The sequence below is a fragment of the Pantoea sp. BS_8 genome, assembly GCF_041954965.1.
GTDB lineage: Bacteria > Pseudomonadota > Gammaproteobacteria > Enterobacterales > Enterobacteriaceae > Pantoea > Pantoea stewartii.
The window spans coordinates 149043-175078 of sequence record NZ_JAVAXU010000006.1 but is presented as its reverse complement, the minus strand read 5'-3'; the positions used below and the strand labels follow the sequence as shown (position 1 = coordinate 175078).

The following is a 26036-nucleotide window of genomic DNA, read 5'->3' as shown; positions in this document are numbered from 1 at the left end:
TAGTTACTATTCTGGCACTGTGTGCTGTAATAACGCCTAATCAAATGATTTACAGTACAATTTTGTTTGTTGTTAAACTTGTCAGAGTTGTTTAACCTCCCATCAATCGCCTGAAATCAGGGGCGCGTCTGGGGACGTAAGTCTAAAGTGAAGGCAGTATTTTGGCTGAATTGAGCAAAGCATGAGCACAATAATTATTATATTGGCCTTAGTGCTAACCTGTTCAATTCTGGCAGGTATTGGATTTTGGTACGCTATGCGGCGCAGGCCGCCGTTGGCGAAACCGTTGCCATTCATCAGCCCGCCCTGCCGTAAACTGACTGAAAGAGAGCGCAGAGCCGTAGAGCAGTATCTTGCCGCCCTGGAAAAACAACCCCGTATCCTCAGCCCTGGTGAATCCCGTCGTCGGCACGAAAAGCTGGTGCTGACCGCCCAGAGCAATAATGTTTATCCGGTTACCCGCGCGATTACCCGCTATGGGCTTTCCACCGACGATCCGCATAAGTGGCGCTACTATCTGGATGAAGTTGAAGTCCATTTGCCGCCGCTGTGGGAACAGTACATCACCGATGAAAATTACGTTGAGTTGATCCGTACGCAATCGATCCCACTCATCATTTCGTTAAACGGCCACTCGCTGGTGGATTACGCGATTGATCAGCAGTCACTGCCTAATCTGATACGTCCGGCATCCACAAATGCCTCTATCCGTAAGGCCGAAAGCGAAAACGTTGAGTTAGTTCGGGTGCGCAAAGAAACCCTGGAAGAGTATCGACTGTCCCGCCCGGATGGCACGCGCGAGGCCGTTATCATCTCGTTTGCGTTGATGATGTTTTTTATTGGTTTGTTATTACCTACAAGTCTGATGATCTGGCTGGTGGTGATTGCCAGCGCGATGGTCGTCGCAAGTCTGTGGTTAATGTACCGGATTCCCGGTGAAAATGGTCTGCGTGAGATCCACTGCCTGCGCGGCGCGCCAAAACGCTGGGGCTTGTTTGGCGAGTCCAATCAAGAGCAGAGCAACATCACGCTGGGAATTATCGACCTGATTTATCCTGCGCACTGGCAGCCTTACGTCGCACACGACCTGGGGCAGGTTACAGACGTCGAAATTTATCTTAACCGTCAGGTGGTGCGTCAGGGGCGTTTTCTTTCTTTGCAGGACGAGGTAAAAAACTTTCCGCTTCAGCGCTGGCGGAAAAATGTCGTTCTGGCCTGCGGTGCCTTTATTGTTCTGGCCTTCTTACTCACCTGGATACCGCTCAGTATGCCCATCAAGCTCAGCCTTGCATGGGTAAAAGGTACTGACAGCCTTGATGTCAGTAGCGTCAATCAACTGAGTCGTGAAGATTTGAAAGTGGGTGACAGCCTGAAGGTTACCGGGACCGGCATGTGTGCCGTGCCGGGCAATTATCAAAGCAATCGCACTTATATCTACATGCCGTTCGACTGCTCGCAGATCTACTGGAATAACGCTACGCCTCTGCCACTGCCTCACTCAGATATTATTGAGAAAGCCTCCGCGCTTCTGGAAACCACCACAAAACAGCTGCATCCCGAAACCAATACGGACCCCAAACTGAATCCGCAGTTAGCGTCTGCGATTCAGAAATCAGGCATGATTTTGCTGGATGACTTTTCCGATCTGGTGTTGAAAACGCAGGCGCTGTGCAGCCAGGCACAGGACTGTGTTCGGCTGAAAAACGCGTTGGTGAATTTGGGCAATGCCAAAGACTGGGACACATTAGTCAGCCGCGCCGATTCCGGTCAACTTAACGGGATGAATGTGCTGCTGCGCCCTGTCAGCGCGGAAGCGCTGGAAAATCTGGTGCACACCGCGACCTCGACCTTCTTTTATCGTGAAACGCGTCGTGCCACAGAAAATCTCAACAGCCCACCGCCGGGCGGGTTTGTGATTGTCAGCGACGAAGGGCATCAGTTAGTCAACCAGCCTCAGCCCGCGGTTCCCTTGTTTGATCTGGATGCGGCCTCACAATGGCAGGAGCTGCAACGTCTGTCCTCACTGCTGTTGCACACGCCGTTCAGCGCGACGGGCATCATTACGAACATCTACACAGATGCCAACGGCACGCGCCATATCGCCCTGCATAATGAACCTGATGCGATGGCAAAATGGCGCTATCTCGGTGCCGCCTTGCTGTTAATCGTGCTCCTGGCCTGTGGCCTGACTAACGGCCTGCTGGCACTGCGTCGTATGCATCTGAATCGTCAGCGTATGCTCGCGATTCAGCAATACTACGACACGTGCTTTAACCCTTCCCTCAGCACTATACAGGGCGTGCGCTCCGTATTCTGACCGGCCTGCAACTGTGCTACCCTGTTGCGCGAAAAGGCAATGGGTAAATCCGCCATGATGTGTAACGGTTCTGATATTGATACCGTGCTGTTGGATATGGACGGCACGTTACTGGATCTGGCGTTTGACCGCGTCTTTTGGCGGGAACAGGTGCCGGATGCGCTGAGCGCGCATCGGGGCATCCCTGTCAAACACGCGCGGCAGTTGATGGAAGAAAAATATCAGGCCGTGTCCCATACGCTAAACTGGTATTGTCTGGACTACTGGTCAGAGGCCCTGCAACTGGATATCCACGCGATGCTCTGGGCACACCGTCATCGCGTCCGCTTACGGCCCGATACGCTGCCTTTTCTGCAGATGCTGCGGCGCGCAGGTAAGCGCACTATTCTGCTGACCAATGCGCATCCCTGGAATCTGGACGTTAAACAACGACAAACAGGTTTAGCACCACACCTTGATTTATTACTTTCCACCCATACCTTTGGCTATCCGAAAGAAGATCAACGTTTGTGGCAGGCGGTCGCGCAACACACGGGCTTTGATGCATCACGAACATTGTTCATTGATGACAACGAAATCCTTCTTGATGTCGCTAAATCCTGGGGAATCGGCTGGTGTTTAGGCATCCGTAATCCTGATTCCGGTCGTCCCGAACAACCCTTTCAGCGTCACTATGCAATAAGCCATTACCGCACAGTGATCCAGGCCTGGGAGCAGCTATGAAAGAAAAATCTGAAGACGGTGTTCGTCTTGATAAATGGCTTTGGGCGGCGCGGTTCTATAAAACCCGTTCCATTGCACGCGAGATGATTGAAGGCGGTAAGGTTCATTACAATGGTCAGCGCAGCAAACCAAGTAAGCTGGTTGAACGTGATGCGGAGCTAACACTGCGCCAGGGCAATGATGAACGTACCGTCGTAATTACCGGGATCAGCGAACAGCGGCGCCCGGCCAGTGAAGCGCAGCAGCTTTATCGTGAAACGGACGCCAGCATTGAGAAGCGCGAAAAAATGGCGCTGGCGCGCAAAATGAATGCGCTGACTATGCCCCATCCCGATCGCCGGCCTGACAAAAAAGAGCGCCGCGATTTGATGAAATTTAAGTTATCGGGTGATGAGTAAGACAGGCCTTGATGCCGCTCACCGCCCGCCCAAAGAGAGAAAAATTATGTCTGTAAACGATCAACTGCGCCGTTATCTGTTTGAAAATGCTGCTGTTCGCGGCGAACTGGTCAACGTTTCAAACACCTGGCGTGAAACCATTAAAAACCACGATTATCCACCCGCTGTGCAAACCCTGCTGGGTGAGTTACTGGTGGCAACCAGCCTGCTTACCGCGACGCTGAAATTTGATGGTGAGATCACCGTGCAGTTGCAGGGCGATGGTCCGCTGACGCTGGCCGTGATCAATGGGAATAATCAGCAGGAATTACGCGGTGTCGCGCGAATGAAAGGCGAGATCCCTGACGACAGCACGCTTAAGAGCATGGTGGGCAACGGCTATCTGGTGATTACGATTACGCCAGAAAAAGGTGAGCGCTATCAGGGCGTGGTCGGTCTGGAAGGTGACACGCTGAGCGAATGCCTGGAAGATTACTTCATGCGTTCAGAACAGCTGCCAACCCGACTGTTTATCCGCACCAGCGATGCAGGCGCCGCCGGGATTCTGTTACAGGTTCTGCCCGCACAGGACACGGATAAAGAGGATTTCGACCATCTCGCTACGTTGACAGAGACGATTAAAACAGAAGAATTGATCGACCTGCCGGCAACTGATGTGCTCTGGCGACTGTACCATCAGGAAGAAGTGACCGTTTACGATCCCCAGCCGGTGATCTACAAATGTACCTGCTCGCGCGAACGTTGCGGCGAGGTCCTGAAAACGCTGCCGCAGGAAGAAGTCGATGAGATTATTGCCGAAGACGGCAAAATCGATATGCATTGCGACTATTGCGGATCGCATTATGTTTTCGATGCTGTCGATATTGCCGGTATCCGCAGCAACTCCGTGGAAAACAGCAACCGTCTTCACTGATCCGACCAGGGCGGTTCTGCCGCCCTCACCTCTGCTTTGCTATGCCCTTAATTTACTTGATAAATTATCTTTTTTTACTTTCTTAACATCTTAAAAACGTTCGAAACACGACCTTAACGCGCCCTGAGTCGCATTTTTAAAAGAACATACCTTCCCCCTCAGACTCAGTAGAGTACACTGCGCGCGATCTGTCTCCTCGCCTGACCGGGCGGCCTTTGACCGACACGATCCCAAACTCTTTTTGCCCGTACAGAACAGACACCGATTTAAGGAGCAGTAAAATGCGCGTTAACGGCCTGACCTCGAAAGCCCTTGCCGATCTGGGCATCACCGATACCACTGAGGTGGTTCACAACCCTGATTACGACACGTTATTTCAGGAAGAGATGCGCCCGGAGCTCGAAGGTTTTGAGCGTGGCACCCTGACGCAAAGCGGCGCAATCGCAGTCGATACCGGGGTGTTTACCGGGCGCTCGCCTAAGGATAAGTACATCGTCCGGGATGACACCACGCGCGATACGTTGTGGTGGAACGATCAAGGCACCGGAAAAAACGATAACCAGCCTCTGTCGCAGGAAACCTGGCAAGCGCTGAAAAAATGCGTGACGCAGCAGCTTTCAGGTAAGCGTCTGTTTATTGTGGATGCCTTCTGCGGTGCCAATCCTGACTCACGCCTGAGCGTACGCTTTATTACCGAAGTGGCCTGGCAGGCACACTTTGTGAAAAACATGTTTATCCAGCCCAGCGCTGCCGAACTGGATAACTTCACGCCGGATTTTGTGGTCATGAACGGCGCAAAATGCACCAATCCGGACTGGCAGGCGCAGGGACTGCATTCTGAGAACTTCGTGGCCTTTAACCTGACGGAAAGGATGCAGCTGATTGGCGGCACCTGGTATGGCGGGGAGATGAAAAAAGGGCTGTTCGCAATCATGAACTACCTGCTCCCACTGAAAGGCATTGCGTCAATGCACTGCTCGGCCAACGTGGGTAAAGCCGGTGACGTGGCGGTGTTCTTTGGTCTGTCCGGCACGGGTAAAACCACATTGTCTACCGATCCGGATCGCCAGCTTATTGGCGATGATGAACACGGCTGGGACGATGACGGCGTGTTTAACTTTGAAGGCGGCTGCTACGCCAAAACGATTAATCTTTCTGAGCAGGCCGAACCCGAAATCTACCGCGCCATTCGCCGCAATGCGCTGCTGGAAAACGTGGTGGTGCGTGAAGACGGCAGTATCGATTTTGCGGATGACAGCAAAACCGAAAACACCCGCGTCTCCTATCCGATTCATCACATCGATAATATCGTGCAGCCGGTTTCCAAAGCAGGTCATGCGAAGAAGGTGATTTTCCTGACCGCCGATGCCTTTGGCGTACTGCCTCCGGTCTCCCGTTTAACGCCAGAGCAGACGCAGTACCATTTCCTGTCGGGATTCACCGCCAAGCTTGCCGGCACGGAACGCGGTGTGACCGCCCCCACGCCAACATTCTCAGCCTGCTTTGGTGCCGCCTTCCTGACACTGCACCCCACGCAGTATGCAGAAGTGCTGGTGAAACGCATGGAAGCGGCCGGTGCGCAGGCTTATCTGGTTAACACCGGCTGGAACGGCAGTGGAAAACGCATTTCGCTGAAAAATACCCGCGCCATTATCAACGCGATTCTGGCCGGTGAGCTGGATGATGCGCCAACGGAAACGCTGCCGGTATTCAACCTTCAGGTCCCTAAAACCCTGGGCGATCTGGATGAAGACACCCTGGATCCACGTCGTAGCTGGGAAAGTGAAGCGAAGTGGCACGCTGCGGCGGATGATTTGGCCCAGCGTTTTATCACTAACTTTGAGAAGTATATCGATAATGCGGCAGGTGCCGCGTTGGTTAAAGCCGGTCCACAGCGCTAATCGCCACGGCGCGGCCTGAACCACCGCGCCGTTTTTTTAGCTCAGCGAAAGATTGCCGCTGTTTTGAACCGCTTCCGGAGTTTCTGCTAACGGCAGCCAGGCACGGATGCGTAATCCTCCCCGCTCACTGTCGCCAATTTCCAGCGAACCCTGATGTGCATCGATAATACGCTGCACGATAGCCAGTCCCAGACCGGTACCGCTGGTGCTACGCGCACTGTCACCGCGCACAAAGGGCTGGAACAGATGGGCCAGTTGATCGGGTTTAATACCCGGGCCATCGTCTTCAACCTGGAACCAGGCGCGATGCAGTTCCCGACCGCTGCTGACCTTGATCCAGCCATTTCCATAACGTGCTGCGTTCACCACCAGGTTAGCCAGCGCACGTTTAATGGAAAGGGGATTAATCTCCAGCATCAACTCTTCCGCCATCACCGCATTTTCGATTTCACGCTCGTAACCGCTTTCTGCGGCCACCACTTCACCCAAAACGCTGTTCAGGTCGGCCAGTTCGGTCTGCATTTCCTGACCGGTGCGCAGGTAGTCAATGAACTGCTCGATGATGGCATTGCACTCTTCGATGTCTTTATTGATCGATTCGGCCAGATAGCCATCCTGCTCGTTCATCATCTCTGTGGCGAGGCGAATACGGGTCAACGGCGTACGTAAATCGTGGCTGACGCCCGCCATGAGCAACGTTCTGTCGTCAGCGAGCTGTTTAACCCCTGCCGCCATCTGGTTGAACGCGCGCGTGACCGAGCGCACTTCTGACGCGCCATACTCACGCAGTGGCGGCGGGATAATGCCTTTGCCGACCTGCAGTGCGGCGTGTTCCAGGTCCACCAGCGGGCGGTTTTGTATACGGATAAATAGCCAGGCCCCGCCGATCGCCAGCAACATTATCGCCAGGGTATAGCGGAACAGCGGCGAGAAATCACCCTGGTGAATTTCAGTCAGCGGCACGCGCACCCAGATATCGGGCGACAGCCAGGTCTTTAACCAGACAACCGGGGAGTTTTTATTGACCTCGACGCGCACATCGGTCGGGCCACCAAGCTGCTGCCCCATCTGATCGCTGAGGAACTTATAGTGCTGTGCCCAGCGCAGTCCGCTCTCCTCTGCTGCCGCATTGGTATAGAGCGAAATACCCAGTTCACGATAGATTTCGCGGCGAAACGCGGGTGGCACTTCCAGCTGCGTGCCATCTTCCAGTTGTAGACGGTCCGTCATCAGCATACGGACTTCATACGCCAGAACCTTATTGAACTGTTGCAGGCTGGGAAGAATGGCGAAGTTCAGCACCACCAGGTAGGTCGTTACCAGGCTGACAAACAGCAAGGTAACGATCAACAACAAGGTGCGGGCAAACGAACTTCGTGGCGAGAAGCGCAACCGCCTCATGCTTTACTGCCGTCCGGTACAAAGACGTAACCCAGGCCCCAAACGGTCTGGATGTAGCGTGGGTGAGCCGGATCTTCTTCCACCATGCGGCGCAGGCGAGAGATCTGAACGTCAATGGAACGCTCCATGGCGCTGTACTCACGACCACGGGCCAGGTTCATCAGTTTATCGCGCGACAGCGGCTCACGTGGATGACTCACCAGCGCCTTAAGCACGGCGAATTCGCCGCTGGTTAACGGCATAGGTTCATCTTCACGGAACATTTCCCGCGTGCCCAGGTTGAGCTTGAACTTACCAAACGCGATGACCGCTTCTTCCTGCGAAGGCGCACCGGGCAGCTCATTGGCCTGACGACGCAGCACGGCACGAATGCGCGCCAGCAGTTCACGCGGGTTGAATGGCTTAGGAATATAGTCGTCCGCACCGATTTCCAGCCCCACGATACGGTCCACTTCTTCACCCTTAGCCGTGACCATGATGATAGGCATAGGGTTGCTCTGGCTACGCAGACGGCGGCAAATCGACAGCCCATCTTCGCCAGGCAGCATCAGATCCAGCACCATCAAATGGAAGGATTCGCGGGTTAACAGACGATCCATCTGCTCGGCGTTGGCGACACTGCGCACCTGAAAGCCTTGTTCGGTAAGGTAGCGTTCAAGCAGAGCGCGTAAACGCATATCGTCATCGACGACCAGGATCTTGTAGTTTTCTTGCATTTTTAACTCCCAAAGGCGCGATTGCCTGAGCCAATATTGTTAAAAAAACATGTGGCATAGCGACAGTGTTTAATGGTTTATATTCTAGTCAAAATTGTTACAAAGCATATTAAACAGCAGCTTATATTTAAATTCACGTTCTGCTGACGGAGAAGCCGTTCCGTTTCGTCCTCCATGGGACAGAATACGGCAAATCTGAAATATTGGCTAAAATTCCGCTATTTACTGGTTTTAACACCGTACCAGTGATAATCGCGCTAACAAAAACAACGGGTTGCCAGAAAATTTGACTTAAATCGAATCTGTTATTGCCCGCTTCTCCGGCAAGCTGCGGTTTATGACTCTGATAACAGCATATTCTTCCGCAAAAAAACAGGATAATACGCGACCGTTCTCGGATTAGTATGAGATCCGCTTTTAATGAGTCCACTTGCAGCTAAAGTCCAATAAATCAATCAGTAAAGCTCACTTTGCGTACTGCCTGATATCACCCAGACTAAAGCAACGCCAATCTGTCGCTTTACGGGGAAAACATGAAAAAAACGATCTTACTGCTGAGCGTACTGGCCTTGTCCAGCATCAGCCAAAGTTATGCCGCCCCTGCAGCCGGTGAAGCCGCCGGTGCACAGGCCACCACAACCGCTCAGGGCAACTCCAATGCCATCGGTATTGGTGCCATTGGCGCGCTGTTGGGCGTAGCGCTGGCGACCGCAGGCGGTGGCGGCGGTGATGGTAACAGCAGCAGCACCTCAACCACGACGTCGACCAAAGCGGGTAAATAAGTCAGCCTCCTCGCCTCATTGTGCTTCCCTGAGCGTGAAGCGCAGTAAAAGGGTTTTTAGCCTGTTAAAAACCCTTTTCTCGCCCCCTTTTTCGTCACACCGGATTTGCTTTACACTGAAGCTCTTTTGATTTGACCGGCTGCAGTACATGAGAACGCGACTGATTACCCGTGAAGGTTTTAACACCTTAAAAGCTGAACTTGATTATCTGTGGCGGGAAGAGCGACCCGAGGTCACCAAAAAAGTGACCTGGGCTGCCAGCCTGGGCGATCGGAGTGAAAATGCCGATTACCAGTACAATAAGAAGCGTTTGCGCGAGATTGACCGCCGCGTCCGCTATCTCAGCAAAAGTCTTGAGCAACTGCGTATTGTGGATTATTCGCCCCAACAGGACGGCAAAGTATTTTTTGGTGCCTGGGTGGAAGTCGAGAATGACGACGGTGAAGTGAAACGCTTTCGTATCGTGGGCTACGATGAAATTTTTGGCCGTAAGGATTACATCTCGATTGACTCGCCGATGGCCCGTGCGCTGTTAAAAAAAGCGGTCGGTGATATGGCCATTGTTGAGACGCCAGCCGGGCCGGCCGCCTGGTATGTTAATGAAATTAGCTATATTGAAGCCTGATTCAGAATATCGCTGAAAGCAGGCCCATTCTCTGGCATTTTCGCCCATCAATCCGTATAACTATCGGCTATTTCTCAACCCAGAAAGCATAATAGTCCGATGATGAATGTTCTTAGCCAGCTAATTGCAAGTGAGCTCCAGGCGCGCCCCGAGCAAGTTGACGCCGCCGTCCGCCTGTTGGATGAAGGGAATACCGTGCCATTCATTGCACGTTATCGTAAAGAGGTGACGGGCGGTCTGGATGATACGCAACTCCGCCAGCTGGAAACCCGCCTCGGCTACCTGCGTGAACTCGCTGAACGCAGGCAGGCCATCCTGAAATCCATTGAGGAACAGGGAAAACTCACCGACGACCTGGCTCAGGCCATCAATGCAACGCTCAGCAAAACAGAACTCGAAGATCTTTACCTGCCCTACAAACCCAAACGCCGCACCCGTGGGCAAATCGCCATCGAAGCCGGTCTGGAGCCGTTGGCCGAGACATTGTGGCAGGATCCCTCACACGATCCGGAGCAGCTGGCTGCCGGTTATGTGAATGCCGATAACGGTGTCGCCGATGTGCGCGCAGCCCTTGATGGCGCGCGCTATATCCTGATGGAGCGCTTTGCTGAAGATGCCGCGCTGCTGGCTAAAGTACGCCACTATTTGTGGAAGAATGCCCATCTGGTATCGAAAGTGGTGGAAGGTAAAGAGGAAGCGGGCGCGAAATTCCGCGACTATTTCGACCACCATGAGCCGCTGCATACCGTACCGTCTCACCGTGCACTGGCGATGCTGCGCGGACGTAACGAAGGCGTGCTGCAACTGTCGCTGAATGCCGATCCGCAATTTGATGAGCCACCGCGCGAAAGTCATGGCGAAACCCTGATTGCCGAACACCTGAACCTGAGACTGAATAACGCGCCCGCCGACAGCTGGCGCAAGGCTGTGGTCAGCTGGACCTGGCGCATCAAGGTGATGCTGCATCTGGAAACTGAGCTGATGGGCACGGTTCGCGAGCGGGCCGAAGATGAGGCCATCAACGTCTTTGCACGCAACCTGCACGATCTGTTGATGGCGGCACCTGCGGGCATGCGTGCCACTATGGGCCTGGATCCGGGCCTGCGTACCGGCGTGAAAGTTGCCGTCGTTGACGCAACCGGCAAGCTGGTCGCCACCGATACCGTTTATCCCCATACCGGCCAGGCCGCGAAAGCGGCGGCGGCCGTGGCGGCGCTGTGCGTGAAGCACCAGGTCGAACTGGTGGCGATCGGAAACGGTACCGCCTCACGTGAAACCGAACGTTTCTTCCTTGATCTGCAAAAGCAGTTCCCGCAGGTCACGGCGCAAAAAGTGATCGTCAGCGAAGCGGGCGCATCGGTCTACTCCGCGTCAGAGTTAGCGGCGCAGGAGTTCCCGGATCTGGATGTCTCCCTGCGCGGGGCGGTTTCTATTGCCCGCCGCTTACAGGATCCGCTTGCCGAGCTGGTGAAAATCGACCCGAAATCCATCGGTGTAGGCCAGTATCAGCATGACGTCAGCCAGAGTCAGCTGGCGAAAAAGCTGGATGCGGTCGTGGAAGACTGCGTGAATGCCGTCGGCGTTGATCTGAACACCGCTTCCGTACCGCTGCTGACGCGCGTAGCAGGTCTGACGCGCATGATGGCGCAAAATATCGTCGGCTGGCGTGACGAAAACGGGCGTTTTCAGAATCGTCAGCAGTTACTCAAGGTGAGCCGCCTGGGGCCGAAAGCCTTTGAGCAATGCGCAGGCTTCCTGCGTATCAATCACGGCGATAACCCGCTGGATGCGTCTACGGTTCACCCCGAAGCCTATCCGGTCGTCGAGCGCATTCTGGCGGCCACGGAACAGGCCCTGACCGATTTGATGGGCAATCCGGCCAGCCTGCGGAATCTGAACGCTGTGGACTTTACCGATGCGCGTTTCGGCTTGCCGACCGTGACTGACATCATGAAAGAGCTGGAAAAACCCGGCCGCGATCCCCGTCCTGAGTTTAAAACCGCGCAGTTCGCGGAAGGCGTGGAAACCCTGAACGACCTGATGCCGGGCATGGTGCTGGAAGGTGCGGTCACTAACGTCACTAACTTCGGTGCTTTCGTGGATATTGGCGTTCATCAGGACGGGCTGGTCCATATCTCTTCCCTGTCCGATAAGTTTGTGGACGATCCGCATCAGGTCGTGAAGGCGGGCGACATCGTCAAAGTCAAAGTCATGGAAGTGGATCTGCAGCGTAAACGTATCGCGCTTACTATGCGTCTTGACGAGCAGCCGGGTGAAGGCCATGCCCGCAGTGGTAAGAGCAGCACGGCACGTGAGGAAAGACGTCCCGCAGCGAACAAAGGCCGGGCGCGTCCCGCCAGTCAGCCAGCAGGTAACAGCGCCATGGGTGATGCCCTGGCTGCGGCCTTCGGTAAGAAGCGCTAGTTAACGGCGGTTACGTCGCCTCTTTCCCGGTGCGGAAGGAGGCGACGCTTCACCCTCCCTTCCCCTTTACGCTGTTCTTAGCCCTCCGCCAGGCTTTGCCTGCCAGCAAGCCGTTGCGCCCTTTCGCTGGCTGCGCGTGCGATTAAGTTGAAAATCCTCACCCTGACGCTACGCTAAAAAGACGCCCGTGATAATAACGACACCCGCTGTGGCAGCCCCTTAAAATGGAAAAAATCACTGCTTTACTCGATGCGATTTATGCCGATGCCTTTCCACAGGCTTTACGTGAACGCCTGCTCGTCCTGATTGCAGACGCTCGCGATACCACAAAATTGCCACGTAAAGCGCACTGGGACGAACAGGATGTCGTACTGATTACCTATGCCGATCAGTTTCGCGAACCGAATACGCCTACGCTCCGCACTTTCTCACGCTTTTATCAGCAGCATTTGCAGTCGACCTTTCCACTGGTGCACCTTCTGCCGTTCTATCCTTATTCGTCCGACGACGGTTTTTCCGTCATCGATTACCATCAGGTCAATCCGTTATGTGGCGACTGGCATGACATTGCCCTGCTGCATCAGGAAACACGACTGATGTTCGATTTTGTCTGTAACCATATGTCGGCGCACAGCGCATGGTTTAAGCATTATCTTGCACAGGATCCGGGCTGGGATGATTTTTTTATAAGCCTGCCGCCCACTACCGATCTGAGTGCGGTAACGCGGCCACGGACGTCGCCCTTGCTCACCCCGTTCACGCTGGCAAACGGTGACATTCGTTTTGTCTGGACCACCTTCAGCGCCGATCAAATTGACCTGAACTTTGCCAGCCCTGACGTGCTGCTGCGCATGGTTGAGGTCCTGCTCGACTACCTGAAACGTGGAGCCGATTACGTACGGCTGGATGCAGTGGGCTATATGTGGAAAACACCCGGCACCACGTGCATTCACCTCGAAAAAACGCATCTGCTGGTCAAACTGTTTCGTGCCATCGCCGACGAGGTTGCACCGGGCACCGTGATCATTACTGAAACCAATGTGCCGCATAAAGACAACATCAGCTATTTCGGCAAGGGTTATGATGAAGCCCAGATGGTGTATCAATTCTCGCTGCCGCCGCTGGTGCTGCACGCCATCCACACCGGCTCGGCGCGTGCGTTACGCCAATGGGCCAGTACCCTTACGACAGGCAATGGCAATACCACTTTTTTCAATTTCCTGGCATCGCACGATGGTATTGGCCTGAATCCGGCACGCGGTATTTTATCTGAAGTAGAAATTACCGCCCTGGTGCGCGATCTGGCGCTGGAAGGTGCGCTGATCTCGTACAAAAATAATCCTGATGGCACGACCAGCCCCTATGAAATCAACGTGACCTATTTCGACGCGCTCAACCGTGAAGGCGATGACGATGAAACGCGGCTCAAACGCTTTATGTTAGCGCACGCTATCTTACTGGCGTTTCCAGGCGTACCCGCCATTTATATCCAGAGCATACTGGGTGCACGTAACGATTATGAGGGCGTACGCGAAGCCGGCCATAATCGGGCGATCAACCGGCAAAAATATGCGATGCCGGAGATTGAAGACGCGCTGGCAAACAGGAACGGTTTACGCCATCAGGTTTATACGCATTTGAGTAAACTGATTCAGCAGCGTCGCCGTCTGGCCGCTTTCCATCCCGATAATCCGATGCAGCTCTTTCAAAGTGACAATGCGCTGTTAATAATGAAGCGTGATGAGCCCGCCCGCGGCGATGCGTTACTGTGTGTATTTAATCTCAGTGGCAGACAGGTTAAAGCGCAGTTACCCGAAGCGCGCCTTTTTCAGGATGTGATCAGAGGTGAGAAGGTGGATGGCACCCAGCCTGTGGTGCTGGATGCCTGGCAATTCATGTGGCTACGCTAATTACTTGTACACTTCCGCAGTTGCACTGAACTTACCGTGCTCACGGCCCGCGATCACCCGGAAGTACTTGCCGCCCTTCTCATCCGCTGCTTTTGACAGCTTCTTCTTGGCATCCATTGGCGAGGTGGTTTCTGCCGTGGTGTTTACGGTACCAATTTTGGTCAGATTCATCTTCTGCACTTCTTCTTTGGTGACTTCTTTCGCCGCCAGTGCAGAAAATGACACTGCGCCCATCATCACTGATGCAACTACCCATTTCATAACCTTCATTTGTCTACCCTCATTCATGATCCATTTTTGAGATGTAAGCAGCCGCAAATCGCTTAAGGCTATATCGAACGGCATAGTCATTTCCCTGACTAATCGCATAGAAGTGCAGCGGCCTTGCTCACTCATCAAGTATTGCCGCTACACAGAAATTTGCCAGTTACGGTCTGGGTTAACTGTCTAATCCGCTGATAAATGAAATAATATGCTGGCAGAAGGCGTCAGGATGAGAAATAAACGGCGCATGTGCGGCTTTGTCTGTCACAACAGAAGGCGATGCCGGTAACTGTTGGTCAAGCTGTTGCGCAATGCGACGGGGTACCAGACCATCCAGCGCGCCATAGATGCGCAGAAAAGGCAGTGAAAGCGTGGCAAGCCTGTCACGTAAATCGCATTCGCTCAGAATCTGCAGGCCACCATTCAGCACCGCTACGTCGGGCATTGGCTGTGACAGCACAATGTCTTTCAGCTGGCGTGCATCGGCGCGGGCGCTTTTCGAGCCCATGGTTTGCAGAGCCAGAAAACGCTCAACGGTACGCTGAAAGTCCTGACTCAGCTGCTGCTGAAAGTTATGTAAGGTTAAAGGGGCAATCCCAGGCCAGTCATCGCGGGCGGTAAAGCAAGGTGACGAGGCGACGGTAATCAGGGCACGTAATCGTTCGGGGACGCTCAACGCCAGCTGCGTGGCAACCAGCCCGCCCAGAGACCAGCCCAGCACAGTGGCGCGCGAGGGCAGATGCGGCTCAAGCACCTGTGCCATCGCTTCCAGCGACATCGCCGGAAATCCCTGGCTGCGGCCATAACCGGGTAGATCCACTAAGTGCAGACGGAAATGCGTGCTGAGTCGCGGCACGATGTTTTGCCACACTTCCGCATTCAGTCCCCAACCGTGCAGCAGCACAAGATCGTTATCTCCTTCGCCGCAGGTATGCCAGTAAAGTGAGCTCATCCGTTATGCTTCCATCATTCATTAATAAGGAGGCCACTATGCTACCAATGCCCGCCCTGTGTTGGCTATGCCAGTTGCCGCTACGTCTTGCCCGGCACGGCATTTGCTGTGTCTGTCTGCGCCAGTTGCCCCGCCTGCCCCCGTTATGCCCGGTGTGCGGTCTGCCTGCCGCTTCTGGCAACCTGACCTGCGGGCGCTGCCTGCGTCACCCGCCGCCCTGGCAGACGTTAGTCTGCGTCAGCGCCTGGCAGCCCCCGCTCAGCACATGGGTAAACCAGTTAAAATTCTCCGGGACAACCGCACTAAGGGTGATGCTGGCGCGTTTGCTTTTGTTAAGCTGGTTGAATGCGTACCGTAGCAAACGGACGAGCCGTCCCGATCTGCTGATGTGTGTTCCGCTGCATTCACGACGCTGCTGGTGGCGCGGCTACAATCAAACGGTCCTGCTGGCCGCACCCCTGGCTCACTGGCTGGGCTGTGCATTCAGTCCGGCGTTATACCGACGGCGCGCCGGTGCCGTTCAGCATCACTTAAGCGCCCGCCAGCGTCGTCGCAACTTGCGAGGATCGTTTCATCTTGAAGCCGATGTCACCGGACGCCATATCGCCCTGATCGATGATGTGGTCACCACCGGCAGTACGGTCAAAGAAATCAGCCGGCTGCTCCGGGCGCGAGGCGCAGCCAGCGTGCACATCTGGTGCCTGTGCCGTACCTTGTAGAGCCCGAATGATGGGCGTATTATAACCAACTAAATTAGTCAACTATTGAGCAACTGACATGATCCGAATTACTGATTCTGCCCAAGAGCATTTTTCAAAACTGCTGTCTAAACAAGAAGATGGCACCCAGATTCGCGTATTCGTGATTAACCCGGGTACGCCAACGGCCGAATGCGGCGTGTCATACTGCCCACCCGACGCGGTTGAAGCCACGGATACTGAACTTAAGTTTGAAAAACTGTCCGCGTATGTTGATGAACTGAGCGCGCCCTATCTGGAAGACGCTGAAATTGACTTCGTCACCGATAACCTGGGCTCGCAGCTGACGCTGAAGGCGCCTAACGCTAAGATGCGCAAGGTTTCTGACGATGCGCCACTGGTTGAGCGCGTTGAGTACCTGTTACAGGCGCAGATTAACCCACAGCTGGCCGGACACGGCGGACGCGTTTCGCTGATGGAAATCACCGACGACGGTTTTGCTATCCTGCAGTTTGGTGGCGGCTGTAACGGCTGTTCGATGATCGACGTTACCCTGAAGGATGGCATTGAGAAAGAGTTGCTGGCAGCCTTCCCGCAGTTGAAAGGCGTGCGCGATATTACTGAGCACCAGCGTGGCGAGCACTCGTTCTACTGATGTTCACGCGCGACAGCACCGCTGTCGCGCGTTCCCGTTATCCCGCCTTTCGCCGTTTAGTCACGGTTTTCAGTAGCTTATTGACGTCATCATCGGCAAAGATGCTTTCCAGTGGCTGCGCCAGCTTGCGGCGCCAGTTGGGATATTGATCGACGGTGCCCGGCACGTTAACCGGCGTGGTCATGCCCAGCCAGTCCTCAGGCTGCAACCCAAGCAGTGCACTGTTGGTATCCGCCAGAAAACGGTGCACAGACTGATTCAGACCGGGCGTCATCGCCAGCGACGCCGCCTGTTTTGCGCTCCGTGCCGGCACCGCGCCCGCTTTATGTAGCGCATCGAGCAGCGCCTGCTTTTGCTTCAGTCGCTGCTGCTGCAGGTTGAGGACAGTTTTTTTATCGGGATAAAGCCCAAGCTCCTCGCCAAGCTGCAAATCGCCGCCACTCCAGAACCCTGTCAATGTGGGCAGATCGTGCGTGCTGGCGCTGGCGATTGACTGCCGTGGATAGGCCCGGGGCGCGCGATACTGGCCCTGCCTGCCCTGTTCAAACCACAACACTTTCCACGAAAAGACGCCACTGTCGCGCAGCAGACTGACAATCTCTTCAGGCACGGTACCTAAATCCTCGCCGATCACCATACAGCCCTGTCGGTGGCTTTCCAGCGCCAGAATACCTAACAGATCGTGAACCGGATAAGCCACATATGCCCCTTTATCCGCCGTTTCACCCGCCGGTACCCACCAGAGGCGCAGAAGCGCCATTACGTGGTCGATACGTAGCGCGCCGCAGTCACGCATATTCGCACGCAGGATGTCGATAAAGGGTTGATAACCTCTGGCCTGCAGAACATGGGGATCCATCGGCGGCAGCCCCCAGTTTTGGCCCAGCGGACCAAGCCGATCGGGCGGCGCGCCGATGGACGCTTTCAGCCGGTAGAGCTCTGGATCGTGCCAGGTTTCAGCGCTGCCTTCTGCTACGCCGACGGCCAGATCGCGGTACAGGCCGACACTCATACCCAGCGCCTGACTGCGCGCCCAGCACTGCGAAAACTGCTGCTGCGCCAGCCACTGCAACCACTGCCAGAAAGCAATCTCCTCGCCGTGCTGTTCGCACCAGTTCTGCACCTCCGCGGAGCGACAGTCACGCCAGCTTTCGGACCAGGCAGGCCAGCCTGTCAGCGCGGAGCCTTCACGCTGCATGTCTGCCTGCAGACCGTCATAAACAGCCTGATAGCGCAAACTGTCGCTCCCTTGCTGGATAAATTCGGCAAAGCGTTGTTTCTGCTCATCTTCCGCACGCCGGGCCTGGAACTGAGTCCAGCTATGGCGCAACGCCGTCAGCTTCAGCGCCATCACTGCATCGTAATCCACCCACTCACTTTCCCGGGCCTTGCTGAGTGCTTTTTGGGTTTTCGCGCTTTTCCACCACTTTTGCGCCGCGCGGCTCTGCTGGAAATCCTCTACCTGTGCCACATCAATATAGATGATGTTTAACCAGCGACGGGACGACGGACTGTAAGGGCTGGCAAAAGCGGGGCTGGCCGGATAGAGCGCGTGCAGGGGATTCAGGCCGACAAAATCACCACCGCGCGCGGCAAGCTGCTCCAGCAAATATTCCAGATCGCAAAAATCACCAATGCCCCAGTTTGTTGCTGAACGCACGGTATAAAGCTGAACCAGCGCGCCCCAGCGTTTCTCTCCGGCACGCAAGGCCGGGGGGAGATAACAGCGGCGCGGCGTGACGATCACTCTCGTCTGCCAAGTACGCTTGCCCTTGCTCAGGGTAAGCTGGTGATAACCCTGCCCCAGAGGAGAAGGCAGCGTAAAGGGCGCACCACCTTCGAGTGTTCCGCTAAAAGTTTTGCCTTTCTCTGTCTGCAACTGCCAGCTTATGCGACCGTCAATCTGTGGTGCCAGCACACGTGGGCGATTACCGCTGAAGACCACAACAGGTGGCAGCGGTGATTTGCTGGCTTTCTGCGGGTTTTCCATCACGGCGAGCAAGGCACGCTTTGTCTCATCGCTGATCGCTTCCGGTTCACCGTTCGCATTGAAGTACGTCAGCGCTATTCCTGCCGCCAGTGCGGCTTTATCAAGTGAAGTGGATGTCATCGCAATTCCTTAGCGTTGCGCCTGCCAGATGCGCTGTTGGTAGTCCCGAATCGAACGATCCGAACTAAAAAACCCGGCTCGTGCCGTATTGAGAATGGCGGCGCGCGTCCAGGCTTCCTGATCGCGCCATAACGCCTCAACGCGTTTTTGCGCATCGACGTAAGCCTGATAATCCGCCAGCACCAGCCAGGGATCGCCATTTTTTGTCAGACTCTCCAACATTAGGTCGAATGCATGCTTATCGCCATTACTGAACTTCCCTTTTTTCAGAGACGTCAGTAATTCATCCAGCTCTTTGTTATGCTTGCGGATCTTTTGCGGCTTGTAACCTGCCGCTTTAAGCGCCTTAACCTCATCCACGGTATGGCCGAAAATAAAGATGTTCTCTTCGCCGACCTGTTCGGCGATTTCTACATTCGCCCCATCCAGCGTGCCAATAGTGAGTGCGCCATTTAATGCCAGCTTCATGTTGCCTGTGCCTGAGGCTTCGTAGCCCGCTGTGGAGATCTGCTCCGACAGATCGGCAGCAGGGATCAGGTATTCGGCTGCCGTAATGCGGTAATCCGGCATAAAGACGACTTTGAGTTTGTCGCCAACAAGCGGGTCGTTATTCACCACGTCTGCCACCTTGTTGATGGCATAGATAATGTTTTTTGCCAGGTAATAACCCGGTGCGGCTTTGGCACCAAAGAGAAACACGCGGGGAATCATGCTGGCATCATCGGGATTATCGCGAACGCGTTTATAGCAGTGCAGAATATGCAACAGGCCTAAATGCTGACGCTTATACTCATGCAGTCGCTTGATCTGCACATCAAAGATCGCTTCTGGATTAACAAGGATGCCGGTGCGCTGCGCAATGTAGGTAGCCAGACGCGCTTTGTTATGGCGCTTAACCGCACGGAAGCGCTCACGGAAGGCAGGATCATCCGCACAGGGCTCCAGGCCCTGTAGGGCCGTCAGATTACTGACCCATTCGCATTGAAGCGTATCGTCAATCAGGCTCGACAGGGCGGGATTACACTGCTTAATCCAGCGGCGCGGCGTGATGCCGTTCGTGACATTGTGGAATTTTTGCGGCCAAAGCTGATGGTACTCGGGGAAAAGATCGGTCACGACCAGGCCGGAATGCAGGGCCGCCACGCCATTCACCGCAAAACCGCTCACCACGCACAGGTTTGCCATGCGCACCTGACCATCGGCCACCACTGCCAGCTTCTTCCATATCGCTTTATCACCTGGCCAGCGCTGTTTAACCTGCTGTTTCAGGCGGCGATTGATCTCTTTGATAATGACCATATGACGCGGCAGCACACTGCGCATCAGCTTTTCATCCCAGCGTTCCAGCGCTTCAGGCATTAAGGTGTGATTGGTATAGGCAAACACGCGGCTGGTGATATGCCAGGCCTCATCCCAACTTAGCTGATGCGCATCCAGTAATACACGCAGCATTTCCGGTATAGCGATAGTGGGATGCGTATCGTTTAGCTGGATCACTTCATGATCTGGCAGGGCATGGATACTGCGCCCTGCCTGATGATGACGTCGCAAAATATCCGCCACTGCGCAGGCACACTGAAAATATTGCTGCATCAGGCGCAGGCGTTTTCCCTGTGGGTGATTATCGTTGGGATAAAGCACTTTGGTCAGGCTGGCGGCATCAATCCCCTGCTGTTCAGCCTGTAAAAACTTACCATCGTTAAACAGCGTCAGGTCAAAAGGATGTTCGCTGGTGGCTTTCCACAGCCGTAACGGCAGCGTCACCCCGTTACGGTATCCCGTGATCGGCAGATCCCAGGCTTCCCCGCGAAGATAAAGGGCAGGTACCCATTCCAGGCGACCTTCATCGCGCTTGATCACTTTTCCACCCAGCCCGACACGCACATCCAGCGCTGCGTTATGGCGAAACCAGGGATAGGTGTCGCGCTCCCAGTCATCCGGTTCTTCAACCTGTTTGCCCTCTGCGAAGCGCTGGCGGAACAGGCCATATTGATAATTCAGCCCATGTCCGGTTGCAGGCTGGCCTGCCGTCGCCATGGCGTCCATGTAACAGGCCGCCAGCCTTCCCAGGCCGCCGTTACCTAAGGCTGGATCGACTTCTTCTTCCAGCAGTTCGCTCAGCTCAACCTGATGTTCAGCCAGCAAGGCTTTTACCTCATCAAACCAGCCCAGATTAAGCAGGTTATTACCCGTAAGACGTCCCAGCAGAAATTCCATCGACAGATAGTTCACATGACGTTGTGGCGAGAGGGATCGGGCGGTGGGCTGCACACTGATCACATCATTCACTGCGGCACTGAGTGCCTGCCACCACTGATGCGGCGTCATTTGTCTGGCGGAGGTGTAGCCGAGATGTTGCCATTGGCGGGTTAATGCAGCCTGAAAGCGGGATTTATTGAATTTCTGCTGTGGCATATCACTCCCTTTGTATCCATATGGGTAAGGTAAACATGGCATGCGCATGGGCTGGCAACATGGCCAGCGACCGTTTTAATTAAATACGTGAGTGCGGGAAAAAGCGACAGACTGAGGTAAAAAACGCCAGTTTACTCACTGTCGGGCAGGAATTAGCAAAGTTCGAGGTGAACGTCGTGCTGTTCAATCACCTTCATGACGCTGGCGGGCGGCATTTTATCGGTATAAAGATAATCAAGCTGGCTCATATTGCCCAGGTTGACCATGGCATTACGTCCAAATTTCGAGTGATCCACAACCAGCATGACACAGCGTGAGTTCTCGATGATGGCGCGCTTGGTGCGCACCTCGTGGTAGTCGAACTCCAGCAGTGATCCGTCCATATCAATGCCGCTAATCCCGAGGATGCCGTAATCAAGGCGAAACTGTGAAATAAAGTCCAGCGTCGCTTCGCCCATGACCGCGCCGTCACGGGTACGTACTTCGCCACCCGCAATAATGACTCTGAAGTCCGGTTTGCCCATCAACAGCATGGCTACGTTCAGGTTGTTCGTCACCACGCGCAGATCGCTGTGGCCCAGCAGCGCATGCGCCACCGCTTCCGGCGTGGTGCCGATATCAATAAACAGCGTTGCGCCGTCGGGAATCTGGCTGGCAACGCGCTGGGCAATGCGCGCTTTTTCGGCCGACCACATCATTTTACGGTCCTGCCAGGCGGTGTTCTCCGAGCTGGAGGGCAAAGCCGCCCCACCGTGGTGCCGTTGAATTTTATTTTGATCGGCAAGGTCGTTTAAATCACGACGAATCGTTTGTGGGCTGACTTCAAAATGGTCGACCAGCTCCTCAGTACTGACATATCCCTGACGCCGAACCAGATCAATAATGGCGTCATGACGTTGCGTCTGCTTCACATTCCTCTCCTGTTTCGGGCTTATTCTTCTTCGTTGTGACTAGCGTTTTTTCTTGCGCGTATCAACAAATGCCATCGCCAGGCCAACCAGTAGCCCACCCACGTGCGCGGCGTTGGCGATGGCCAGACCAAAGGCCCCAAACCAGCCGACCACCAGCCAGACGAGGGCAAATCCGATTAACCCGCGCTCCAGACAGATACCACTCTCAGGATCGCGTTCGCCACGCAGCCAGCAATATCCCATTAATGCATAGACCACGCCGGACAGACCACCAAACCAGATGCCGCTGAACTTTGCCTGCAGCCAGCCACTGAGCAGGGCGGAGATCAGTAAAATGACAAAAAGTTTGCCGCTGCCTAACCGTTTTTCTACCGCTCCGCCGAGATACCACCACCACATCAGGTTAAACAGGATATGCAGCAGCGAAAAATGCAGCAACGCATGACTAAACCAGCGCCAGACCTCAAAGTGCTGATCGGCATCGGGCCAGGCTAACCAGTACATTACGGTGCGATCGCCCAGCACCTGCATCAGAATAAAGACGGCGATACAGGCCAGCATCACAACGGTCGTCAATGGTCCGGCCCGCTCACGTATGTTTGCCCAGATGTTGCTGCGCTCATAGCGCAGGCCGCTGTCGGTTTTACCACTTTGCCAGCTCGCTGCCTGGTAGCGCGGATGATTGGGATCGCGCACGAACGCCTGAAGTTCGTTTTCGACCATTGACAGCTGACTTTCATCATCCAGCACAATGACATAGTGACTTTCATGCTCAATACGCAATTTCACGCCACGCGTCGCCATGTAGTCAACAAAAGCCTGCGCCGTGCGCGGCTGATTAAATTGGGTAATGCGCATTACTCACTCTCCGTGTTACGCCCGCTTATTTATTCAGCGCCGCTGGCAACCTGTTGAGGAAAGGCGGCGCGCCAGGCGTCAAATCCGCCATCTATACTGTAAGCCGTGGCAAATCCCTGACCATGCAGATAGTCCGCCGCACCCTTACTGCTGTTGCCGTGATAGCACATCACCAGTACAGGCAGGCTCATGTCAGTGGTGCTGATGAAATCATTGAGGTTGCTGTTCGACAAATGCAAGGCGCCGCGGGCATGGCCGAGTGCAAAACTTTGCGCATCGCGAATATCCACCAGCACTGCGCCCTGCTCAAGATGCGCCTGCGCCTGGTGAACATCGATACATTGGTAGGTTTCCATGGTGTCTCTCATCATGTTTCATCATCAAAATGACAGCTAGTGTAACCCGATAATCCTCGGCAATAACCTGACAATAATTGTGGCTACTCACCTTTCCGCACACATAATGTTATCCATATCACGCAAAATTGTTTTTAAGCGGTTAAATACTGGCATCAATGTTGGTTTGCGATTATGATTATGCTCGAAAACGAACATAAGTGAACTATTCCGAACATCGGAGGAGACAACGTGGAAACCAAAGACCTGATCGTTATCGGCGGCGGCATCAACGGTGCTGGCATCGCAGCAGACGCTGCAGGACGCGGACTGTCGGTGTTAATGCTAGAGGCGCGGGACCTGGCTTGCGCGACCTCTTCCGCCAGTTCAAAACTGATTCATGGTGGCCTGCGCTACCTTGAACATTATGAGTTTCGTCTGGTAAGTGAAGCGCTGGCTGAGCGCGAAGTGCTGCTAAAAATGGCACCGCATATCGCGTTCCCGATGCGTTTCCGCCTGCCGCACCGTCCGCATCTGCGCCCGGCCTGGATGATTCGCACCGGTCTGTTCATGTATGACCACCTGGGCAAACGCACCAGCCTGCCGGGCAGTAAAAGCCTGACCTTTGGGCCGGATTCGGCGCTGAAGCCTGAAATTAAACGTGGTTTCGAGTATTCCGACTGCTGGGTCGATGATGCCCGTATGGTCGTCCTCAATGCGCAGGAAGTGGTTAAGCATGGCGGTGAAGTGCGCACCCGTACCCGCGTTACCCGCGCGTGGCGTGAAAATGGCCTGTGGATGGTCGAAGCAGAAGACATTGACAGCGGCAAAACCTTGACCTGGCAGGCTAAAGGTCTGGTCAACGCAGCCGGCCCCTGGGTTAAGCAGTTCTTTGACGACGGGCTGGCGCTGAAGTCGCCCTACGGTATCCGCCTGATCAAAGGCAGCCATATCGTGGTGCCACGCGTTCACAATGAGAAGCAGGCTTATATCCTGCAAAACGAAGATAACCGCATTGTGTTTGTCATTCCGTGGATGGACGAGTTTTCCATCATCGGCACAACCGACGTGGAATATAAAGGCGATCCGAAAAATGTCGCTATTGACGACAACGAAATCGACTACATCCTGAAAGTGTACAACGGCCACTTTAAAAAGCAGTTAACGCCAGACGATATCGTCTGGACCTATTCCGGCGTGCGCCCGCTGTGTGATGATGAATCGGATTCGCCGCAGGCCATCACCCGTGACTACACGCTGGACGTCCGTGATGAAAACGGTAAAACGCCATTACTGTCGGTCTTTGGCGGTAAATTAACGACCTATCGCAAGCTGGCTGAGCATGCGATGGAGAAACTGGCGAAGTATTATCCCAAGGCTGGCCCGGCCTGGACGAAGAACTGCGTATTGCCCGGCGGTAATATCTCTGGCACCAGTGATGACTACGCTGCCAGCCTGCGCCGCCGTTATCCGTTTATTACTGAAAACATGGCGCGCCACTATTCCCGCACTTACGGCAGCAACACGGAACTGCTGCTCAACGATGCAACGTCGCTGGAAGATCTGGGTGAGAACTTTGGCCACGAGTTTTATGAGGCCGAACTGCGTTACCTTGTTCAGCATGAATGGGTGCGTGAAGTCGACGACGCTATCTGGCGCCGCACCAAGCAAGGTATGTGGCTCAACGAAGCCCAGCAGGCCCGTATCGCTGAGTGGCTGGCGGAGAAGGCCAAGCCGACGCTGTCGCTGGCCTCGTAACAGCGCGTCAGCGTTGAGCGTGCGGCACAACAGGTTACGGCCTGTTGTGCCGTTTTTTTTTGCCTACGCGGCTGGGCGGTGGTGGGAAAGCGGCTGATGAAACGCTGAGAGGGTTTCGCCCGCCAGGCGGCCTGGAGTTTCAGTCTGCCCGGTGCGGGCGACCGACAAGGGGCCGCCAGCCGCCGCGGCCCCTTGACCCCGGGCTCCCGTCCTGCCCACCCGCCGCTGCGCGGTGCCTTCGCTCCTTCAGGATTTCTGCGGACCGCCAGGACGCGCCATCCGTGGCGCGGCCCGGCTCTCGCCGACGTCCTGTCGGCTCATCCGGAAATCCCTCATCCGCTCAGCGGGTGGGAAGGCCGCCCCAAACCCCCGCTTCACTATCTCTGTGTTAAAGCCACTTCCGGTGTCGCTGTAAGTAATCGCAAAACCTGCTCTTGTGGGTTCTGAAGCACTCCCCGTTTATCAAGTCTTCTCTTTTTAAGCCTCACTGAACACATTCAAACAGACAACACCCGCTTTTTTTAAAAAACCAGGACTGGCAGGCGGGGGTTTTTCTGCCGGCATCCGGCGCGCTGAGGAGGGAACGGAGGCCAGGACGGAGCGGCAGGATGCCGCGCAGAGGACGGCTGCGCCAGGGAGGGCGCATCCGGACGGTCCGTCAGGCCGGAGTGAGTGACGAAGGCACAGCGACGGCTGACGGCCGCCGGGATTGTTAAGGGGCTGGCGCGAGCCCCTTAACCCGGCCGCCTGCACGGACAGGCTGAAACTGCCATCGCCTGGCGGGCGGAAAATTCCCGGTGCAGGACCGTAATCTCCCCCGCCCGGCGCGCAAAATATTCCCGGCGTACGACTGTAATCTCCCCCGCCCGGCGGGCAAAATATTCCCGGCGCACGACCGTAATCTCCCCCGCCCCGCGGGCAAAATATTCCCGACACACAACCGTAATCTCCCCCGCCCCGCGGGCAAAAT

At 55.0% G+C, this 26036-nt stretch carries 21 protein-coding genes; 12 read left to right on the top strand and 9 right to left on the bottom strand.

Annotated elements, in window-relative coordinates:
- Positions 1 to 181 precede the first annotated feature (181 nt).
- The 5 genes from RAC65_RS13505 to pckA all read left to right on the top strand — a co-directional run bounded on the left by RAC65_RS13505 (position 182) and on the right by pckA (position 6252).
- Complete coding sequence (locus RAC65_RS13505; RefSeq protein WP_033741582.1) at positions 182 to 2317, top strand: intracellular growth attenuator family protein; 2136 nt, start codon at positions 182 to 184, stop codon at positions 2315 to 2317.
- Positions 2318 to 2374: 57 nt separating this feature from the next.
- A complete protein-coding gene (yrfG, locus tag RAC65_RS13500; RefSeq protein WP_375096810.1) occupies positions 2375 to 3040 on the top strand; it encodes a GMP/IMP nucleotidase in 666 nt (221 codons plus the stop codon).
- Positions 3037 to 3438, top strand: a complete 402-nt coding sequence (gene hslR, locus RAC65_RS13495; RefSeq protein WP_006121008.1) for a ribosome-associated heat shock protein Hsp15 — start codon at positions 3037 to 3039, stop codon at positions 3436 to 3438. Before yrfG ends, hslR begins: the two co-directional genes overlap by 4 nt.
- A 46-nt stretch (positions 3439 to 3484) precedes the next feature.
- Positions 3485 to 4351: an Hsp33 family molecular chaperone HslO gene (gene hslO, locus RAC65_RS13490; protein WP_006121009.1), complete on the top strand. Its 867-nt coding sequence runs from the start codon at positions 3485 to 3487 to the stop codon at positions 4349 to 4351.
- A 281-nt stretch (positions 4352 to 4632) separates the two neighbouring features.
- On the top strand, positions 4633 to 6252 hold the full coding sequence (gene pckA / locus RAC65_RS13485) for a phosphoenolpyruvate carboxykinase (ATP) (RefSeq protein ID WP_185200422.1): 1620 nt from the start codon (positions 4633 to 4635) through the stop codon (positions 6250 to 6252).
- Between the two features lie 36 nt (positions 6253 to 6288).
- Here the strand turns inward: pckA and envZ are convergent, their stop codons facing one another.
- Positions 6289 to 7653, bottom strand: coding sequence for a two-component system sensor histidine kinase EnvZ (envZ, locus tag RAC65_RS13480; protein ID WP_006121011.1), 1365 nt, complete (start codon positions 7651 to 7653; stop codon positions 6289 to 6291).
- Complete coding sequence (gene ompR / locus RAC65_RS13475; protein WP_001157751.1) at positions 7650 to 8369, bottom strand: two-component system response regulator OmpR; 720 nt, start codon at positions 8367 to 8369, stop codon at positions 7650 to 7652. The genes envZ and ompR overlap by 4 nt, the downstream gene beginning before the upstream one ends.
- Before the next feature lie 533 nt (positions 8370 to 8902).
- Here ompR and yjbE point away from each other — a divergent pair.
- The 4 genes from yjbE (at position 8903) to RAC65_RS13455 (ending at position 14110) form a co-directional block, all read left to right on the top strand.
- Positions 8903 to 9151 carry an exopolysaccharide production protein YjbE gene (gene yjbE, locus RAC65_RS13470; protein ID WP_006121012.1) on the top strand — a complete coding sequence of 83 codons (249 nt, stop codon included), beginning with the start codon at positions 8903 to 8905 and terminating at the stop codon, positions 9149 to 9151.
- Positions 9152 to 9299: 148 nt separating this feature from the next.
- Positions 9300 to 9776 carry a transcription elongation factor GreB gene (gene greB / locus RAC65_RS13465; RefSeq protein ID WP_033741594.1) on the top strand — a complete coding sequence of 159 codons (477 nt, stop codon included), beginning with the start codon at positions 9300 to 9302 and terminating at the stop codon, positions 9774 to 9776.
- 99 nt (positions 9777 to 9875) lie between these two features.
- The gene (locus RAC65_RS13460; protein WP_164482656.1) at positions 9876 to 12200 is read left to right on the top strand and encodes a Tex family protein; all 2325 of its coding nucleotides are present in this window, start codon (positions 9876 to 9878) and stop codon (positions 12198 to 12200) included.
- Positions 12201 to 12424: 224 nt separating this feature from the next.
- The gene (locus RAC65_RS13455; RefSeq protein ID WP_054632969.1) at positions 12425 to 14110 is read left to right on the top strand and encodes a sugar phosphorylase; all 1686 of its coding nucleotides are present in this window, start codon (positions 12425 to 12427) and stop codon (positions 14108 to 14110) included.
- On the opposite strand, the gene RAC65_RS13450 is transcribed toward RAC65_RS13455, so the two are convergent.
- Complete coding sequence (locus RAC65_RS13450) at positions 14111 to 14380, bottom strand: YdgH/BhsA/McbA-like domain containing protein (protein WP_033741618.1); 270 nt, start codon at positions 14378 to 14380, stop codon at positions 14111 to 14113.
- 169 nt (positions 14381 to 14549) lie between these two features.
- Positions 14550 to 15326 carry a pimeloyl-ACP methyl ester esterase BioH gene (gene bioH / locus RAC65_RS13445; protein ID WP_375096802.1) on the bottom strand — a complete coding sequence of 259 codons (777 nt, stop codon included), beginning with the start codon at positions 15324 to 15326 and terminating at the stop codon, positions 14550 to 14552.
- Positions 15327 to 15364: 38 nt separating this feature from the next.
- Here bioH and gntX point away from each other — a divergent pair, with 38 nt between their 5' ends.
- Both gntX and nfuA read left to right on the top strand, forming a co-directional pair.
- A complete protein-coding gene (gntX, locus tag RAC65_RS13440) occupies positions 15365 to 16045 on the top strand; it encodes a DNA utilization protein GntX (protein WP_375096801.1) in 681 nt (226 codons plus the stop codon).
- Positions 16046 to 16103: 58 nt separating this feature from the next.
- Positions 16104 to 16679 (top strand): Fe-S biogenesis protein NfuA, encoded by a 576-nt coding sequence (gene nfuA, locus RAC65_RS13435; RefSeq protein ID WP_033741605.1) that lies wholly within the window; start codon positions 16104 to 16106, stop codon positions 16677 to 16679.
- A 37-nt stretch (positions 16680 to 16716) separates the two neighbouring features.
- On the opposite strand, the gene malQ is transcribed toward nfuA, so the two are convergent.
- The 5 genes from malQ to glpE form a co-directional block, all read right to left on the bottom strand.
- Entirely contained in the window at positions 16717 to 18789 is a 2073-nt protein-coding gene (malQ, locus tag RAC65_RS13430; protein WP_375096800.1) for a 4-alpha-glucanotransferase, read from the bottom strand.
- 9 nt (positions 18790 to 18798) lie between these two features.
- A complete protein-coding gene (gene malP / locus RAC65_RS13425; protein ID WP_033741607.1) occupies positions 18799 to 21204 on the bottom strand; it encodes a maltodextrin phosphorylase in 2406 nt (801 codons plus the stop codon).
- 152 nt (positions 21205 to 21356) lie between these two features.
- Entirely contained in the window at positions 21357 to 22115 is a 759-nt protein-coding gene (locus RAC65_RS13420; RefSeq protein WP_006121023.1) for a DeoR/GlpR family transcriptional regulator, read from the bottom strand.
- A 39-nt stretch (positions 22116 to 22154) separates the two neighbouring features.
- Positions 22155 to 22973 carry a rhomboid family intramembrane serine protease GlpG gene (gene glpG / locus RAC65_RS13415; protein WP_375096799.1) on the bottom strand — a complete coding sequence of 273 codons (819 nt, stop codon included), beginning with the start codon at positions 22971 to 22973 and terminating at the stop codon, positions 22155 to 22157.
- A gap of 29 nt (positions 22974 to 23002) precedes the next feature.
- On the bottom strand, positions 23003 to 23329 hold the full coding sequence (gene glpE, locus RAC65_RS13410; protein ID WP_006121025.1) for a thiosulfate sulfurtransferase GlpE: 327 nt from the start codon (positions 23327 to 23329) through the stop codon (positions 23003 to 23005).
- A 231-nt stretch (positions 23330 to 23560) separates the two neighbouring features.
- Here glpE and glpD point away from each other — a divergent pair, with 231 nt between their 5' ends.
- Entirely contained in the window at positions 23561 to 25066 is a 1506-nt protein-coding gene (glpD, locus tag RAC65_RS13405) for a glycerol-3-phosphate dehydrogenase (RefSeq protein WP_039342698.1), read from the top strand.
- Positions 25067 to 26036: the final 970 nt, after the last annotated feature.